General features: G+C 33.9%; 17 protein-coding genes and 3 pseudogenes. 4 read left to right on the forward strand and 16 right to left on the reverse strand.

Annotation, left to right across the window (positions count from 1 at the left end; translation table 11 throughout):
* The gene (locus KPL75_RS01180) at nt 1–798 is read right to left on the reverse strand and encodes an AAC(3) family N-acetyltransferase (RefSeq protein ID WP_219921049.1); all 798 of its coding nucleotides are present in this window, start codon (nt 796–798) and stop codon (nt 1–3) included.
* Nucleotides 799–970: 172 nt separating this feature from the next.
* Here KPL75_RS01180 and KPL75_RS01185 point away from each other — a divergent pair, with 172 nt between their 5' ends.
* Nucleotides 971–1,420, forward strand: a complete 450-nt coding sequence (locus KPL75_RS01185; protein WP_219919074.1) for a hypothetical protein — start codon at nt 971–973, stop codon at nt 1,418–1,420.
* Between the two features lie 103 nt (nt 1,421–1,523).
* On the opposite strand, the gene KPL75_RS01190 is transcribed toward KPL75_RS01185, so the two are convergent.
* The 10 genes and pseudogenes from KPL75_RS01190 to KPL75_RS01235 all read right to left on the reverse strand — a co-directional run bounded on the left by KPL75_RS01190 (nt 1,524) and on the right by KPL75_RS01235 (nt 8,843).
* A complete protein-coding gene (locus KPL75_RS01190; RefSeq protein ID WP_219919075.1) occupies nt 1,524–2,771 on the reverse strand; it encodes a glutathionylspermidine synthase family protein in 1,248 nt (415 codons plus the stop codon).
* Between the two features lie 20 nt (nt 2,772–2,791).
* The gene (locus KPL75_RS01195; RefSeq protein WP_219919076.1) at nt 2,792–3,400 is read right to left on the reverse strand and encodes a hypothetical protein; all 609 of its coding nucleotides are present in this window, start codon (nt 3,398–3,400) and stop codon (nt 2,792–2,794) included.
* 98 nt (nt 3,401–3,498) lie between these two features.
* Entirely contained in the window at nt 3,499–3,924 is a 426-nt protein-coding gene (locus KPL75_RS01200) for a GNAT family N-acetyltransferase (protein WP_219919077.1), read from the reverse strand.
* 61 nt (nt 3,925–3,985) lie between these two features.
* Nucleotides 3,986–4,924, reverse strand: a complete 939-nt coding sequence (locus KPL75_RS01205; protein WP_002147196.1) for a DMT family transporter — start codon at nt 4,922–4,924, stop codon at nt 3,986–3,988.
* A gap of 87 nt (nt 4,925–5,011) precedes the next feature.
* Nucleotides 5,012–5,512: a GNAT family N-acetyltransferase gene (locus KPL75_RS01210; RefSeq protein WP_219919078.1), complete on the reverse strand. Its 501-nt coding sequence runs from the start codon at nt 5,510–5,512 to the stop codon at nt 5,012–5,014.
* Between the two features lie 31 nt (nt 5,513–5,543).
* Nucleotides 5,544–6,089, reverse strand: coding sequence for a GNAT family N-acetyltransferase (locus KPL75_RS01215; RefSeq protein WP_219919079.1), 546 nt, complete (start codon nt 6,087–6,089; stop codon nt 5,544–5,546).
* A gap of 15 nt (nt 6,090–6,104) precedes the next feature.
* Nucleotides 6,105–6,806, reverse strand: coding sequence for a nucleotidyltransferase domain-containing protein (locus KPL75_RS01220; RefSeq protein ID WP_219919080.1), 702 nt, complete (start codon nt 6,804–6,806; stop codon nt 6,105–6,107).
* 16 nt (nt 6,807–6,822) lie between these two features.
* Nucleotides 6,823–7,506 carry a DNA alkylation repair protein gene (locus KPL75_RS01225; protein WP_215578819.1) on the reverse strand — a complete coding sequence of 228 codons (684 nt, stop codon included), beginning with the start codon at nt 7,504–7,506 and terminating at the stop codon, nt 6,823–6,825.
* Nucleotides 7,507–7,662: 156 nt separating this feature from the next.
* A pseudogene (locus tag KPL75_RS01230) lies at nt 7,663–8,078 on the reverse strand (hypothetical protein); the annotation flags it as partial.
* Between the two features lie 624 nt (nt 8,079–8,702).
* Nucleotides 8,703–8,843 carry a hypothetical protein gene (locus tag KPL75_RS01235; protein ID WP_219919081.1) on the reverse strand — a complete coding sequence of 47 codons (141 nt, stop codon included), beginning with the start codon at nt 8,841–8,843 and terminating at the stop codon, nt 8,703–8,705.
* Nucleotides 8,844–8,999: 156 nt separating this feature from the next.
* Here KPL75_RS01235 and KPL75_RS01240 point away from each other — a divergent pair, with 156 nt between their 5' ends.
* Complete coding sequence (locus tag KPL75_RS01240) at nt 9,000–9,455, forward strand: MarR family winged helix-turn-helix transcriptional regulator (protein ID WP_002147182.1); 456 nt, start codon at nt 9,000–9,002, stop codon at nt 9,453–9,455.
* Nucleotides 9,456–10,429: 974 nt separating this feature from the next.
* On the opposite strand, the pseudogene KPL75_RS01245 reads toward KPL75_RS01240, so the two are convergent.
* Nucleotides 10,430–10,651: pseudogene (locus KPL75_RS01245) on the reverse strand (hypothetical protein); the annotation flags it as partial.
* A gap of 218 nt (nt 10,652–10,869) precedes the next feature.
* Between KPL75_RS01245 and KPL75_RS01250 the strand changes: the two are divergent.
* A complete protein-coding gene (locus tag KPL75_RS01250) occupies nt 10,870–11,697 on the forward strand; it encodes a peptidoglycan-N-acetylglucosamine deacetylase (protein WP_219919082.1) in 828 nt (275 codons plus the stop codon).
* A gap of 42 nt (nt 11,698–11,739) precedes the next feature.
* Here KPL75_RS01250 and KPL75_RS01255 read toward each other — a convergent pair whose 3' ends face one another.
* Together KPL75_RS01255 and KPL75_RS01260 are read right to left on the reverse strand one after the other, a co-directional pair.
* Nucleotides 11,740–12,165: a WapI family immunity protein gene (locus KPL75_RS01255; RefSeq protein WP_219919083.1), complete on the reverse strand. Its 426-nt coding sequence runs from the start codon at nt 12,163–12,165 to the stop codon at nt 11,740–11,742.
* Between the two features lie 117 nt (nt 12,166–12,282).
* Nucleotides 12,283–12,824 (reverse strand): annotated as a pseudogene (locus tag KPL75_RS01260) (TetR/AcrR family transcriptional regulator).
* A 173-nt stretch (nt 12,825–12,997) separates the two neighbouring features.
* Here KPL75_RS01260 and KPL75_RS01265 point away from each other — a divergent pair.
* Complete coding sequence (locus KPL75_RS01265; RefSeq protein WP_219919084.1) at nt 12,998–14,446, forward strand: DHA2 family efflux MFS transporter permease subunit; 1,449 nt, start codon at nt 12,998–13,000, stop codon at nt 14,444–14,446.
* A 47-nt stretch (nt 14,447–14,493) separates the two neighbouring features.
* Here the strand turns inward: KPL75_RS01265 and KPL75_RS01270 are convergent, their stop codons facing one another.
* Nucleotides 14,494–16,467 (reverse strand): lipoteichoic acid synthase, encoded by a 1,974-nt coding sequence (locus tag KPL75_RS01270; protein ID WP_219919085.1) that lies wholly within the window; start codon nt 16,465–16,467, stop codon nt 14,494–14,496.
* A 375-nt stretch (nt 16,468–16,842) separates the two neighbouring features.
* The gene (locus tag KPL75_RS27320) at nt 16,843–17,010 is read right to left on the reverse strand and encodes an SRPBCC family protein (RefSeq protein ID WP_258237002.1); all 168 of its coding nucleotides are present in this window, start codon (nt 17,008–17,010) and stop codon (nt 16,843–16,845) included.
* Nucleotides 17,011–17,020: the final 10 nt, after the last annotated feature.

The following is a 17,020-nucleotide window of genomic DNA, read 5'->3' on the forward strand; positions in this document are numbered from 1 at the left end:
CTAATTTTTCGCACGAAACCACTTTGTTCCAAAGTCAACTGCATCACGCTGCCTCATAAAACGGCACGTCGCATTCCCTATCTTCCCACGCGTAACTGCTCCTTTAAGCTCATATTCAACTCCGATTTCTACAAACGTGTCAGAATCGTAATCCATTTCAACGAATTCTTTCCATACTCTTACACCTTCTTCTATAATAGGCGCTCCTACCTTTATTAACTCGCGTGCACCTGTACGTACCTCAGATAAATGTATGGATGTATTGGAGTCATAACCGACACCAAGTAATAATATGTATCCATCTAAATCGTATATTTTTCGTAATGGCGATTCTTCACCAAAACTTATGGAAAGTGAATGATTCGCTGTAATTTCTTCTGCGTATTTCCCCCATGCTGCAAAACTACTGAGCGGATGATTACTTCGTAATACATTCGGATATGTACGAAAACATTCAACTACTTTTCCCATTGCCCTTGTTGGTGTTATACGCGGGTCAAATGCTGGGACGTTATCCCGGATAATTTGCCACCATTCTTCTGGTACAGGTGGTCTTGACCAATGTTTTGGATCGGATAAATCCGAAGATTGCGTCGGCATAATTATCGTTCCTTCTTCTGTAACAACTTTCATTAACGCTTCTACTACGGCAACTGCCCCACCAGATATCCAACCGATCGAACTTAATGAAGAATGTACAATAACTGTCATTCCCTTTTCTATCCCTAATGCTTTTAAATCATTTGTAATTGTTTCGATTGTATTTGGAAATTGTGTATTCGCCACTATGTCATTCATTTTCACGATTGTTCCCCCATTTTGCTTTAAACTAGTACATGAATATATTATCATATTTTTCTTAATTTTTAACATAATCGTATAGATTACTATACACCTATCGTTCTTATCATATCGGAAACAGTTAAATTATGGTATGTTAATTTGAAATAAATATAGAAAGGTGAACACGATGAAAAAAATGATATTATCCCTTTTCCTATTAGGAATGATTAATTTAAGTGGTTGTACTTTTTCTAATAATGAATATGAAGATTTTTGGGTGTTAGAAAAGTCTAGATATAACGAAGGTGGATATGGTCCTTCACACTTATACGAAAAAGCACAAGAAGATCCAACTATGATTCATTACTCAAATGATAGCATTAGTGAAGGAAAGAAGATGGTATATTCAGCATTTGGAGCAAAGTATAAAAACGATAAAATTACAGTAAAAGAAGTTAAAGACGAAAAAGATACATCCGTTATCGTCTTACATATTGAAAAAAACAAGGGAAAAGATAAAAACCCTGTTTTGTATATCGGTGTGCCTAAACTTAGAGATTCTATTAAAATTGTAGATGAAGATGGTAAGAAAATTTTTGAAATGAAACAAAATGAAAGCGTTACATCACAGCAATGAAAAACTTTCACTCTAGCAATCTTAATTTAAACTTTATACTCATATGAAAGAGCGCATTACAAATGATGCGCTCTTTGTTAATTACCTTTTAATTCAACTGTTGCTATCCTTCAATCGTAACTCCAGTAAACATTGATAAATTCCCTGTTATTCTTTCACCTACTCGTAAAAACAGTCCAGCGGCCCTTCCGCTAATACAATGAGAACCGATAAGTAGTTTACCAGTATACGGTCCATCCCACGTATCAATTGTATAGTCAGGCATGTCTACATATTGCTGATATATTTTTCGTTGTTCAAAATAATACTCTGTTTGATCTTCAGCTAATAGTTCATCATTTTCATAGATAGATACTCCGCCGCCTTCGCGGCCAAATAATGGTTTTGAAACATAAGATTCTTTTCTTTCTAAAAATCGTTTATTTGTAAAATACGTTGGAAGGAAATATTTCTTAATGATCTCTCGTTCTTCTTTGTCAAAGAAAACTTCATCTTCATAAAGTTGCCAAATCAATGCGAGCATACCTTTATTTTGCATAACAAAAGCAGCTGGTGGGTTAATAATTTGCACCCTTCCTTGTGCGATATGATCTAAAAATTGCAGACCAATTCTTTTACCATTTTTATCAGTATCTACAACTAAATATTCAATTGGATATAAACGATATAAGTATTTAATTTTATCGCCTGCCGGAGTGTATATTCCATCATCTGCAACAACGATATCTTGTATTCCTACATAATCGGTTTGTTGTTGTAAGCAATAACTTCTTAAAAACTGAACTGTTTGATGATCTTCATCATGCCAATCGTAGCTTGTAAAATAAATCGTTTCGTCAGGACTTACTTTGTAATCATGTTTAATTTGTTCCCAAGCTTGCACAATATGTTCTTCAATATGATTCGGATGATTCACATCGTGATAACGACACAATACTTCATTAGCAACAGATGGTTCTAAATATCCAGTCGGAGTATCGCAATTTACTTCAATTAATTTAATAACGTCATGATTTACAATGAAATCGAATCTTGCAAAATATGAGAATAAACCAGCCTGTTTCATTCTTCCAATTTCCCACGTTTCTGGCGGAAATCCGAGTTGTTGAAATTGCTCTGGGGTATTTGTAATGTATTGATATGTTTTATATAACACATACATAATTTCTTCCGTCGCTTTAGAAATTGCAGTATATGTACGTACTGGCATCCGGTACATACCAGTTGCCATATATTGATTCCATTCTTCATTCTCTAAAAGACTTGGCCACGTAAATCCATTTCTACTAGCCTCTTCTGCAAGAGAAAACCATACTTTCATATAAGCTTCCTGTTCTTGTTCTGTATACATTTCTCCATTATCCTTTCAAATTAGGATCCAACTGGTGCTTTTGCGTTTCCAATTCCACTTGAACCAGAATTCACTTTCGGCGTTTGCGTAGTAGATGATTTTGACGTGTTTGAATCTGTTGTTACTTTATTTGAACTATTCGGTTGTTCTTTATTTAAATCCACTTTCTTTGAAGAATCATTATTGCCACTAGTGCCACCGTAATACCCACCACCACCGCTGCCACCACTTCTTCGCTCATCCTTTTCACGGTATGGGATAATATTATTTGTATATGGCTTCTTTATAAGATTTGGTTTCGCAGTACTATACATATTCGACGTCTTACTTGCTAATAAATATCCAGCAACGAACGGAAGTATTGGCAGATGGGAGCTCTCATTATTAAATGAAGCAGGTGAATTATTATCTCTACATAATTCTTCTTTTTCTATATTTTCTGTCGTTGGCGCTTTATCATCACAATTTAATGTTTCTTGTTCGCTTTCTTGCTTCGTACCATCTGTCTTTACCGCACTACTTTCTTTTTGTGCGCTCTCTTCATCATTATCAGCACATCCTGTTAATAAAAAAGATGACACTCCTATTGAAGCTGCAATTTTCACAAATTTGCTTTTATCCATTCTCATGTGTTATACACCTAATTTCTATTTATCTATATTTTCCCAATTATCTTTATTATATACTGTATATATCATTTTTTTCAAACTAAACTAAATATGTAAAATTACATATTTCGCATACTTTTAAACTGTTCATTCCCGAGATAGCAATGAAATCTTTCCACCCCCGGATATTTTTCTCCCAGACTTTTAATCTTAAACCTACACTTTTTATAAAATTCGACTGCCTCTTCGTCTGTCTCTGCCTCTATATACGTTAACTCATACTTCCTAATTATTTCTCTTATCATTTGAAGTGCAATTCCTTGATGACGATATTTTTCATCAACAGCTATGTGACACATTCTCGCTCTATTCGTATGAATTAACGCTATACCTATGCAACCCTTATTCCCATATTTATATAGCACTGCCTGATCATTTTTATACATTGAAACTGCTTTTATTAAGCTTGCTTCACTCGGACCGGTCGCATGCTTTAATACTTTTTTAATGGAATCTATTTCTATATGCTCAACACGTTGCAACATCCTATCTCCATCCTTTCTCATGAAAAAAGACTAGCTCTTTAGTGAAAAAGAGCTAATCTTTTTACGCGGTTATTTTTTCCTCTTTTTTTACAACTACAGCTACATAACTATGAAGTATCATTCCGACAATTACAAGGCTCATTCCAATCCAAGATAATGAAGACGGAATTGGAGCAGATAGCCAGATGAGCTCTCCTACTAGCGCAAATAAAACTTCACCAGACTGTGTCGCCTCGACTGTTGCTAATTTTTGCGGATCATCTTTTACAAGATCTGTCGCAAAGAAAAATAATACTGTCGCAATTAAACCTGAGCTAACCGCTACAATAAAACATTGGAAAACTTGGCTACTTGACGGTAATCCACCTGTAGATACTTCGTAACCAGATAGTATAAACCAAAATGGTAAACTTGCTAATGTCATACCGAGAACTCGTTGGAATACATCTAATTCGCCCTTACATACTTGCATCATTTTTCTATTTCCGAGTGGATATGCAAACGCAGCAATGAGTACAGGAACTACACATAAAACGGTTTCACGAATTCCTAAAGAAGAAGCGTGTTCTACTTGCATAAGAACAACACCGAATAAAATAATGCCTGACATTACTAATTCTTTTATCGGAAGTTTTTTATGTAATGGGTCTACCGCAAAAAATGGTGTTAACAAAATCCCTGCAACTATTGTAATTTGCCAAGTCGAAGCGACAAGCCACCCCGGTCCAAACGCACCCGCGAAACTAAGCGGTGCATAAAAGAGACCAAATCCAACAATACTCCATAACAACCATTCTTTCGGATTGTTTTTCATATATTGAAAGAGTTGTTTTAAGTTCCCTCTATACATGACAATTAGTAATAACATGGGAACCATAAAGTAATACCGTAATGATGCACTCCAAATCCAACTTCCACCTTCTAAGTCCATCGATCGGTTTAACACAAAGGTAAAGGCAAAGAAAAACGATGCCAATATCCCTATTGCAATAGCTTTCATCTTAAAACCCCTTATATAGTTTCTCCTTTTACTATATAACAAAATGAATATAATTAATATTCGAAAATCTCATTATGGATGTAGTCTTTAAAGAAACAACACCATATTTTCATCATCACTATACACACCATTCACCTTTATAGCTCTTTTTTCAATTCCATACGTTTTAAAGCCCATTGATCCATACAATTTTTTTGCTGGTTCGTTTGTGGATACAACTCCTAAGGTTAATTGCTCTAGTTTTATATCTCGCGCTCTTTGAATGGCATTTGTTATTAACTCACGTGCCAATCCGTTCCGCCTGTTTTGTGCATCTACATACATCGCAACGATATGACCTTTATGCTTATATGCCTCTTTCTCTTCAGTCAGTAAAGTGACAACTCCAACTAATTGATTTTCTTTATTAAAAGCACCGAATGTACAACTAGTAGCAGATGTTAAATTACTTGCAACTCGGTCAAGAGGATTTTCCTGGCGGATTGCCTCTTCATAAGTTGTTATAAACGCCTCTGGATTTACTTGTAATGCTAGTAAGCGTAAATCCCAATATTTTTCCGCATCTTCTTTAGTAAGTAATCGAATCATTTCCCTATCCCCTTTAGTTAACATAATATTTTTATAGACTATTAAATAAAGATTGATATTCTTCTTTTAACATACTATAACGATAGCGATGAATGAATTCACCATGACGTAATCTATCATTTCTCATTATTCCTTCACAAACAAATCCAGCTTTTTCATAACTCTTTCTAGCTGGTAAATTATCTTCGTCTACTCGTAGCCATATTTTTTCTAATTCGAATGCAGAAAAGCCAATTTGTAACATACTGTATAGAGCAGCCATTCCATATCCTTTACCCAAATATTCTTTATTTCCAATTGCAATTCCTAGTTCAGCATTTTTATTCGTTTTATCAAAGTTTTTTAGGTCTACCCATCCAATGTGTAGACCTTCCTTTGTAACGATAGCTCGTTGTTCATAACCATTCTCTCGACTTATGCATGCTTCAATCCACCTTCTCGTATCTTCACGAGTGAACGGTGGATATTGATCTGGTACAACTAAATGCTTTGTTACTTCCGTATCTAATGACCATTGATACCGATCTTCTACATCATCGAGTGTTATTTCTCTTAATTGAATAGTTGGCACATCCATTTTTTGAACCTCTTTTCATTTGCCTATAGAAAATCCTTCGAATATTCTTCCCCCATACTCTTCTAACGTTTTTTCTATAAAAGCGATTAATTCCTTCTTCTCCCCAGTTTTATAAAAGTGGTCGAAAGCCGCAACAAATTTCTCTGCATATACTTCGTCGTACCTTTTCAATACTCTAATAAACCATTTTGAATTTCCAAGCCATTGGCCATTTACTCTCAAAACAAATTCATGTACTAAATCGGCTAATAAATTGGCAATGAACAATTCTTCTTCTCTCTTTGCTGCACCAATGAAGTCATCTAATGCATCAGTAATAAAATAGCGCTTCTGCTTCATTGTTTCTTCTGTCCATTTTTCTGGACCTTTATTTAACAGAGCATTCGCTTCTCTTTTTAACCTCTCTACAATTTCATCATTTCCTTTTAAAACAATTCCTTCTGAAACTAATTGAGGTAATGAAGGTCGCCCGCGCTCACAATCACTTTTGAAGAAAGTTTTATACGTTTCAAAGTTATGTACAAATACTTCAACAGGCCAGCCATTACTATAGAAAGATTCTCTATAACAAGATGACAAACTTTGGTCGAATATTACAATATCAAGGTCAGATGTTTTCGTAGCTTCTCCTCTAGCAACACTTCCCCCTAGTAAAGCAACATCACAATTCGAAAATTGTGATGTGATTATGTTTTGTGCCGCTTCAATTGGTTTCATAGCCTTTCCTCTTTCCTTATTTCACTTTCTTTTTTTCAGCTCTTTCTCTTGTCTTTTTCATATAGGATTCTGCATCTGGTGTTTTACATGACGTCGCACCATGATCAACTTCTACTTTTCCAATTTCGCGTGCAATTTCAATTGCTTGTTGTTCTAAAACTTTATTTCGAATCCCTATCGCAATTAAAGCACTATTCATTGCTTCTCTTTTTCGATTTTTTTCATTATGTATATGAACTTTAATCTCTTCTAAATACGGTAAGAAAAAGTCATCGTCTAACGTTTTATTTTTTATTGCGATATTTGCTAATAATGACCAACCTGCTCTTCCAATCCATTCATCATCAGACTTCGTCCATTCTTCCATTCTTTCTATCGCGATTGGCGACGTACATATAGCTGTCATAAGAACGTCCATTAAGCAATAATAATCAACTTCCTGAATCCATCTATTTAGCTGTTCTGACGTTAGTTTCTTTGGATCTAAAATCATCGTTGCTAAAGTCATCGCATCCATATTTTTCGTTTCCCATAATGAAATTGCTAAATCATGATCCTTTTTTATCTTCTTTTTTAACAATTTTAAATTTGCAAAACTAACTCCAAATAACGGCTCTTTCGCCCCATGGTTTTTATAAGTCTTACGAGTTTGTTCTGTCCCATACTCTTCTAGTTGCTGCATTACTTCTTCAAGTAACATAGGTCCACCTCTTTTATATATTTGGTTGACTTCACATATGTATGTATGTATGTACGATATATTCTACATTACTTTTTGGTTTTCCTATATTTATTTTTTAAGTACGGTATGTGAAATTTTTAATGATGCATTTTAAAACAACAAATATCCTCTTCCTTATTTTTCACACGGCTGTTCCTCTGTATACAATACTCCACTAGCGCATGTAGCGGATTTATTATGTTTTCTACCCTTGTAGCAGCGTCTACCATAGATAATTGTGCAACTGAAAGCATTTCGTTTCTATCTTTCATAATTTCATATAAATACTTTTCTAATTTAGCATCACGCTCTTCTTTACGACCTTGCATAATTAACTCAAATATCCCTTTTATCACTTCTACTTTTACATGTATGGATTTATTATTCTGCCGAGCGTATTGTTTTAAACGTTCCATCGTTCCTGAAACCGTACGATTATTTGTAAAAAGTATTGTTTGTGGCTCTTTAACCTGACAAATCATTTCAAAGAATGGCTCATCAATTTTCAATATAGGTATGTCAATTTTGAAATTCTCATCTACTAGCGGAATGTCATATTTACAACGCATTAATGCATCTTGCAACTTCGCTTGAAATTGCAGTGCTTGTGTTTCTTTATCCAGGAACAATGTACCGTGGATCAGTGGTCTGTATCGATGAAAGCCGACTGAATCCTGATACGGTTTACCAACTGGTGTTTACAAATAGAAAAAAGGAGACTTTTTTTCCTGCCTTCTTGTTGTATGTCCATTTACACCAGTAGTATCTTGAATGAATTTTAGTACACTAGTTAAATCAGATGAAACCAAGTTCATTCATAACCTCTCCCACTCTGTCTTCAAGCCAGCGTAATTAATAGGAGTGTTATTCATGCCAGATACATTAAGACTCGTTATCTTTATTGTTGTTGCAATTGGTGCAATCATTAACTTATACCTAGAGTTTAAAAAGCCTAAAAAAGTATATTCTCAATAATTTTTCTATCGATACTCCTTATTGGGGCCTCAGGATTAATTAAAGATATTTTATCTCGACTTTTATAGATGAATGAAACTCAATATTCCGTCAATACTATAGATAGGCGATAGCCAGAACTCATTTAATGAAGTCCCTAACCTTTCTCCTTTCCCCCCTTTTTTGGAGAACCGAGCAATTAGCTTTTGCTAGCTGCTCTTTTATTTCGCACGATCTATATAAAACTCAGCAACATGTGTAATTAAGTTGGCTAAAGTTTTAATTACTTCTTTAGAATTCTTCTTATCTTCAACTGCATTTTCGATATATGGCTTCAATTCTTCAAATAATTCGTAATCCATAAATTATCAATTCCCCTTTTCTACAAAATGAAATTTTTATTAAGTTCTCTATTAATAACGTATATTGATTTCTTTTCTTAATTAGTTTAAAAGTAAATAGTTCAACGTTGAACTGTTCCGTGTTAAACTAAGTAAAAAAGAAAGGAAATGAGTATTATGAGTTTAAAAAATCTAAGTTTCAAACAAGCAGGAGAAGTTGTCCAGTCATTCGCAACAATAAACAAAGAAATTATAAAGTTCACACATCAAAACGCTTCCAGTTTAGGATTAACAGTACAACAAATGGGTATCTTAAATACAATTTATGCAATCCCTAATATTACTCTTAAAGAGATTTCAGAACGTCTTTCAGTTCCTAAAAGTACAGTGAGTGTGAATGTAGATGAATTAGTTAATCTAGAGTTTATCGAGCGAAAACAATCAGATGAAGATCGTAGGGAAATAAAATTAAAAGTAACAAACCAAGGACAAGAAGCATCGAAAAAATCCATTGAAAACTCTACTTCCTACAAAGCAATGGAACTAGCACTACAACAGCTTCAAGAAGATGATGTTCAAACATTATTGCGTATTCATAAAGATTTATTAATCTCTCTACAGCAATTTCGTTAATTGATGTAAACCATTTTAAACACAAATTCTAATTCTTATTTTCCAAAGAACCGAACATTTAGCTTTTGCTAACTGTTCTTTTATTTAAAATAGCGTTTTTGTCCGAACTGATGCCACATATATTTGGACACATTTACCAGTATTTTTACCAAAAAATTCATGATATGGTTAATTAGTCGAGTGCGTCATTACTTGACGATTACCCTTAGAATCCCCGCAGACAAACGGGGTTTCTTTTATTTTAGTAGCTTTTTGGTTAAAAGCCTTTCACACTTAAACTAGACAAGCATACGTTATTGTATGGAGACCCTCCAAGCATAGCGAACCTTTCAAGGAGCATACTTATTAGTGTGCTCTTTTCATTTGCCACTAAATAATGCTTTTATTAAAAACCTTTCACCTTTTAACTGGACAAGCATATGTTATTGTATGGAGACTCTCCACTCATAGAAATCTACCTTTTTTGTCAAAGAGCATACTTATATGTGTGCTCTTTTTCGCTTGTTATGAAAAAAAGATTTTGTTCTGTGACAGGCTCAATACATCTAGTTAAGACATACAATATTAAAAATTCACTCATGAAAATCTGATTACGACTTTTCGAATTTTTTATATCTCATGAGACATTCACCTGCCTTACTAAGAGTGCATATAAAAATGTGCTCTTTTACTTTGTTGTTAAATAACGCTTTTGTTTGGTTTTATATCCTTTTATTCCTCGTAATTGAGTTTCTCTCTAAACATTCTTTTTAATCGTTGAAGTCTAAGTTCATCGCCTTCAAAATCGTCTTCGTGTAACTCTTTCATTACTTCAAAGTGTTTATCGAAATAATATTCGTTTTCACAACCTACAAAATGCATCATCTTCACTTCATCAACTGTAAAACACTCGCCTTTTTCTCATCAAAGCACATTTCGTACTCTTTCCCTTTGATAAAACAATGATCTGGTGTTCCGTCACTATTTCTTCCTGCGCAAGTTAATAAAAGTGTATCTACATCACTTTTGGCTATATACTTTATAATATTTTTTAAATTATTTCGTGCTTGTTCTTTTTCAAAATCATCATCTTTTTTTAATATGCGTGATAAGATGGGATCTACAAAATGGAGTATTTCGATTCCAAAAGATTACAACGCTCGGTCAATGTATTCAATATTTGAATGATGAGCATGTAAACAAGCTAGTTTTTTCATACTTATCCTCCCTTTCTAAAACAAAAAACATGAATGAACCATTTTACATACAGTTCCATTCATTTAATTCTTGTTTCATTTTTTCAAACCTGCAAAACAGTGAAATCTTGCATACTTTTTTACAAAATACTTTGCGCTTGTAAAAAACTTTTTTTGCATTACCCCCTCTAAAATTGCTAATATAGTAGAGTAGAACTTTTATAGAGAGAAGGAAAATTATGCGCAATGGAATTCGGATGACAACTTTAGTGAAAAGGGCTCTGTTCATATGCGTCGGGGTATTGTTTACATACGAAGCTGCTTATGGATCAACACATACTGCTCTAGCAAGTACAGAGGATGAAACTAAATCTGTTCAACTTGTAAGTGAAATTCAAACATCCCTAGCACCAAAAGAAGCTCCAAAACACTATAACGGGCAGGTTAGAAAAGTTGCTTACTTAACATTTGATGATGGTCCTGGAAAATACACAGCTGAGCTTTTAGATATGTTAAAAAGTGAAAATGCAAAAGCAACATTCTTCCTAATTGGTTCAAACGTGAAAGCTTTCCCTGATCTTGTAAAACGTGAAAATGCTGAAGGCCACTATGTTGGGATGCACAGTATGACTCATAACTACAAGAAGCTGTACACAGAAGGTCATTACGTTGATGAAATGAAAGAAGACCAAGGCTTAATCGCTGGTGTTCTAGGAAAATCACCAGTATTAACACGTCCTGCTTACGGCTCAATGCCAGGATTAAATGAAGCCCTTCGCAACAAAGTTGTCGAAAATGGTTTAAAAGTTTGGGACTGGACAATTGATTCATTAGACTGGAAATACAACAAAATGCCAGTAGACGCTGCATCTGCTAAAATCGTAGAAAACGTTCTACATGGTGCTACAAACCCAACAGAAGTTATTCTAATGCATGATATTCATCCACAATCAGTTAAAGCAGTACCTGGAATTATTAAAGGGCTGAAAGAAAGAGGATATGAATTAGAAGCCTATAATGAGAACGAACACTTCCCATTAAACTTCTGGCATGATAATCGTATGTAATAAAAAGACTTGATTCCCTCTTTTAGGTTATCAAGTCTTTTTTTATCGTTTTGGGAATTTCCTTTGTTGCTCTTCAATAGAACGAATAATATTCTCTCTATCATCTTGAGTGATACTAATAGAAAATTCGTACTCCTCTTCCTTACACCATGAAGGATTAAGTTCCAGCGATAAGCGAATAACAAGGTGAAACTCCCCTTCTTTTTCTCCCATAAATTCAAACGCTAAATTTGGTTCTATGAAATCTAGTTCGTTATATGTAGGGTTTGGTAAAGATTCAAACCATTTTATCATGTACTGTAAGTCGTATGTTTGTAAAAAAGGATCCATCGTTTCAAATACTTTATTTTCTTCTGATAGTTTCGCCTTTACTCTTAACCAATTTCTATCACACTCGTCTTTTGCATCTTTATATTGGTAATTTACAACCTCTAAGCGTAATGCTACTTTTTCATTTTTAAAATTCATGCATATCCCCTTCTATCTCTGAAGCTTTTGTTTTATTAATTTTTATTAATCCCGATACTTTAAATTATACTAGGTTATTCTAATCGTTTTTTAATACTGATGAATTGTTTAAATTTATTATCCTTTGTACATAAAATAAATTTGATTTGCAATATAATCTGAACTAAAGTGAAGTCCATTCCTTATCCACCACATGATGATACCTACCAAAGAGGCTGTTTTAATATCAACCGCAACATAATCATCAGGCAGATCCTTTTTCGTATTCTCTCTTCTCGTTTCTATTAACTCTTTTAAAAATAAAAATAGTTGCTCCTCAAATTGATTCATTTTAAATAATATAAATAATTTCGGTGGATATATAAATAATCAAGCAATTGTGTTAGCTTTTGTTTTTCTGATAAATCTTTTGCATGTATTAAATCAACAATTTTATTAGAAAGTTCATTTGAAATCTCGTTAGTGATTTGGTCTAATAAATCTTGAATATCTTGATAATGCAAGTAAAATGTTGTTCGATTTAATCCTGCCGTTGTCGCTACTTTCTGAACCGTTAAGCTTGAAATACTAGGATTCTCACATAAGAGAGAAAACACAGCATTTTTGAACATTTCTCTTGAACGAACTGTACGAGGATCTTCTTTTTTAGCTGTAGACATTTTGAAACTCCTTTATAGATTTTCTCTTTACTTACTCGACAGTGCATACCTTCTATGTCGAGTAGTGAACATTTTCAACAAAACTGTTCATGGTCAAAGAAAATTTATTTTGTTACCATTAATTTTATCGACACATTGTCGATAAATCAAGGAAACAATGAAGGAGTTTACCAATGCAAAAGGAAATATCAGAAAGAAATAAAAAAATTATATTAGTTGTGCTCATTGCTGGCTGTTTTTTATCAACATTAAATCAGACACTATTAAATGTTGCGATGAGTAATTTAATGGAAGTATTTGATGTTACGGCCGCTACAGTTCAATGGCTATCAACAGGCTTTATGCTCATAAATGGTGTTCTCGTGCCAATTACGGCATTTTTAATGAAGCGATTTACAACAAGGCAGCTATTTATTAGCTCGATGCTCTCTTTGTTTATTGGGACTGTTCTCTGCGCATGCGCCATGAATTTTGGCATTTTGTTAACAGGAAGAATGATTCAAGCAGTTGGGGCAGGAATTATTATGCCACTAATGATGACAGTTATTTTATATTTATACCCTAGTGAAAAGCGTGGAAGTATTATGGGAACCATCGGTTTCGCCATAATTTTCGCGCCAGCCATCGCTCCAACATTATCTGGCTTTATTATTGAATATGTATCATGGAGATGGTTATTTATTGGATTAGCTCCATTTGTATTAATCGTTATTATTCTCGCGCTAAAATATTTAATGAATGTTGCTGAGACAACAAAAGCAAAATTAGATATCGTAAGTGTCATTTTATCAACGATTGGCTTTGGTTGTATTATATTTGGATTTAGTAGTGCAGGAAGTAAAGGATGGGATCATCCAGTTGTTATTACTACAATTATCATCGGAATAATTGTTACAACCCTATTCTGTTTACGTCAAATAAAGTCTAGCGATCCACTATTAAATTTATCCGTATTTAAATATAAAATTTTCACTCTTACATCAGTCATTAACGTACTCATTACGATGATTATGTATGCTGATTTAATTCTTTTACCGATTTACTTGCAAAATGGACGAGGTTTTACTGCTTTTGAATCAGGTTTACTTCTATTACCTGGAGCTGTGATTAATGCCTTCTTATCACCTATCACAGGTAAACTGTTTGATAAATACGGGGCAAAACCACTCTTTATTACAGGCTTAATATGTATCATTATATCGATGTGGGGTGTACTTGATTTGACCGAATCCACCACTTATATGTATTTAATGGTTCGCACCATTATTCTACGCATTGGACTAAGTTTCATTTCGATGCCTTTAAATACAGCAGGTTTAAACGCTTTACCAAGAGAACTGGGTTCACATGGTTCTGCAGTGAATAATACCGTACGTCAATTAGCAGGTGCTATTGGAACAGCAGTCATCATCACTGTGTATACAATTCAATCCACTTCATATACTTCACAGTTATCTAGTGAGAACGGAAGCATATCAGCTATGCAAGTAACGAAATTAGCTTCTATCTTCAGCTCAAGTGATGCCTACGTATTTATGTTAGTCTTATCTTTTGTAGCTTTGATTATCGCATGTTTTATGCCTAAAAAAGTAGCAATCCAAAAATCCGAAAGTAAATATTAAAACAAAAAATCCTACTCGTTTTCTATACGAGTAGGATTTTTTGTTATTTATTTTGTTTCTCCGTCTTCAGTCGTCTTCACCTTCGTTTTATTGTTATCACGATGGTTATAGTTGTACTTAGAAGGTTCTACCGGTGTAAATCCTTCTGGTGTGTAGAATCGTAATAAGTCACCGTTAACAACTTGGTCGGAGTATTTTAGTGATTTTTGAACCATTTGTTCATTTTGTTTTATTTCATCTGTATATTCTACTGGTTTCCCAGTCGCTGTATCATAGTATTTGCCGTTAAGTGCTGTAACTGTTGGGCTTACGTAGTTACCGTTACGGAACGGAACGACTTGTTTATGCTCTGGTGATAATAAATCTGATCCGAATTGGACATAATTTTTCGTATCTGTACCTAGTAAGTGTAATAACGTTGGAAGAACGTCAATTTCTCCGCCGTATTGATGTTGTACGCCGCCTTCCATTCCAGGTACGCGAATGATTAATGGTACACGTTGTAATTGAGCATTTTCAAATGAGTTCATTTCTTTACCCATTATTTGAGACATTGCTGCACTATGATTATCTGAAATACCGTAATGGTCACCGTACATAACGATAATTGAGTTATCGTATAAACCAGATTGTTTCAAGTAATCCATGAATCCTTTTACAGATTCATCTAAATAGCGTGCTGTTTGGAAGTACGTATCTACTGATGAATCACCTGTTTTAGCTGGTTCAATCGTTGCCTCCGCTTTATCAATCGGATAAGGGAAATGGTTCGATAACGTAATGAACTTCGAATAGAACGGTTGCTTCAACGTTTGTAATAACGGAATTGATTCATTAAAGAACGGTTTATCTTTTAAGCCATAGTTTACTACATCTTTTTCGTTCATATCATAGTATGACGCATCAAAGAATTTATTAAAACCAAACGATTTATAAATTTCATCACGGTTCCAGAACGTTTTGTAGTTACCGTGGAACACTGCTGATGTGTAGCCTTGTTGACCTAAAATAGCTGGTGCTGATTGATACGTGTTATGAGCTTTATTTGTAAAAACAGATCCTTGCGGTAATCCAAACATTGAGTTCTCTAACATGAACTCCGCATCAGATGTTTTACCTTGCCCTGTTTGATGGAAGAAGTTATCAAAGTATAACGTATTCGCATCTTTTGTAAATGAGTTTAAAAATGGTGTAACCTCTTGACCATTTAGCTTGTAGTTCAGTAAAAAGTTTTGGAATGACTCTAAATGAATATAAATTACGTTCATTCCTTTTCCTTTACCGAAATACTCAGGATTTGGACTTGCATAAGTTGATGTAAGATAGTTTCTAACTTCTGTCATATTATCTCCATCCGCTAATGCTCGTTCTGTTGATGCTTTCGCACTTTGAATACCATCATAAATCGTAAAATTGTACGCCCCTAAATATTTCACGATATAATTGCGGTCAAATGTTCTTGTTAACAATTCAGGACGGTCAGATTCTGCCAGACCTAAGTTAACGCTAAAGAATAAAATACCTGCTACAAATACTAGAGATAATTTATGCTTCGCAACACGGATTGGTTTAGGGTTTACAAATTTCGTTGCGACTAAAACAATTAAAATGATTGTATCTAAGAAATATAGTGGATCATATAAGTGTAGCAATGCAAAAATACTACCACCTAAATCTCCAAAGTTATTCGATTGTGTTAATGTCGGGAACGTAATAAAGTCGCTGAAAAAGCGATAATATACTACGTTGGCGTATAAAAGTATAGACATTAGCAAATTAATAATAATTAACCAAATGTAAGCTCGTTTCCCTTTTGCGAATAATGCGAGTCCTAAAAATAGAACTGCTGAGCTTAACGGGTTGAAAAACAGTAAGAACTTTTGGATTGTGTTCGATATCCCTAAATTAAATTCTGTCACATATGCTGCATATGTTTTTAACCAAAGTAAAATAACGGCAAATACGAAAAATCCAAAATGATTACTTAATACTCGTTTACTCTTTAATAAAAATTGTTGCATCTCTCCACCTCTTTTGATCATCCAAGGCTTATTTTGTATAAGTCTGTCTCTCTATTTAATTTTTCTTCTTCAGATAGATTTTATTTGTTTAACTATATGAAGAATATTAGTAATTATAATTTGTAGCTTTTATTTATTCAACTATTTCTTTTCAAACATTTTGACCTTGGTTTCTATTTAACAAAATATATTTGTAACATTTCCTGTTTTCTCCCAAGACTCATCCACTAATTATGACTCCACAAACTATAATCCTTTATTTCCTCATTTGCAAACTAATCTATCTCCAATTTTGGTACATATTTCACATAAGAAAAAGTGTAGTTTGAAGTAATTGCTCAAACTACACTTTTCCTACAATCTTATCCTTTATAACTAACTTCCTCCTACTTCAGGAGTATTTGCCGTTACTTTATTCGTTCCTTCCAATGTAAAAAACCATTTCTTCATCATTTTAGGATTTATCCATATTTCAAAAATTTCTTCAGGAGCAACATTAAAATTTCTTACCAGCGTTAATGTTATTCTTGAATAATTATTCATCTTAGTACCA

Source organism: Bacillus sp. NP247 (assembly GCF_018966865.1).
GTDB lineage: Bacteria > Bacillota > Bacilli > Bacillales > Bacillaceae_G > Bacillus_A.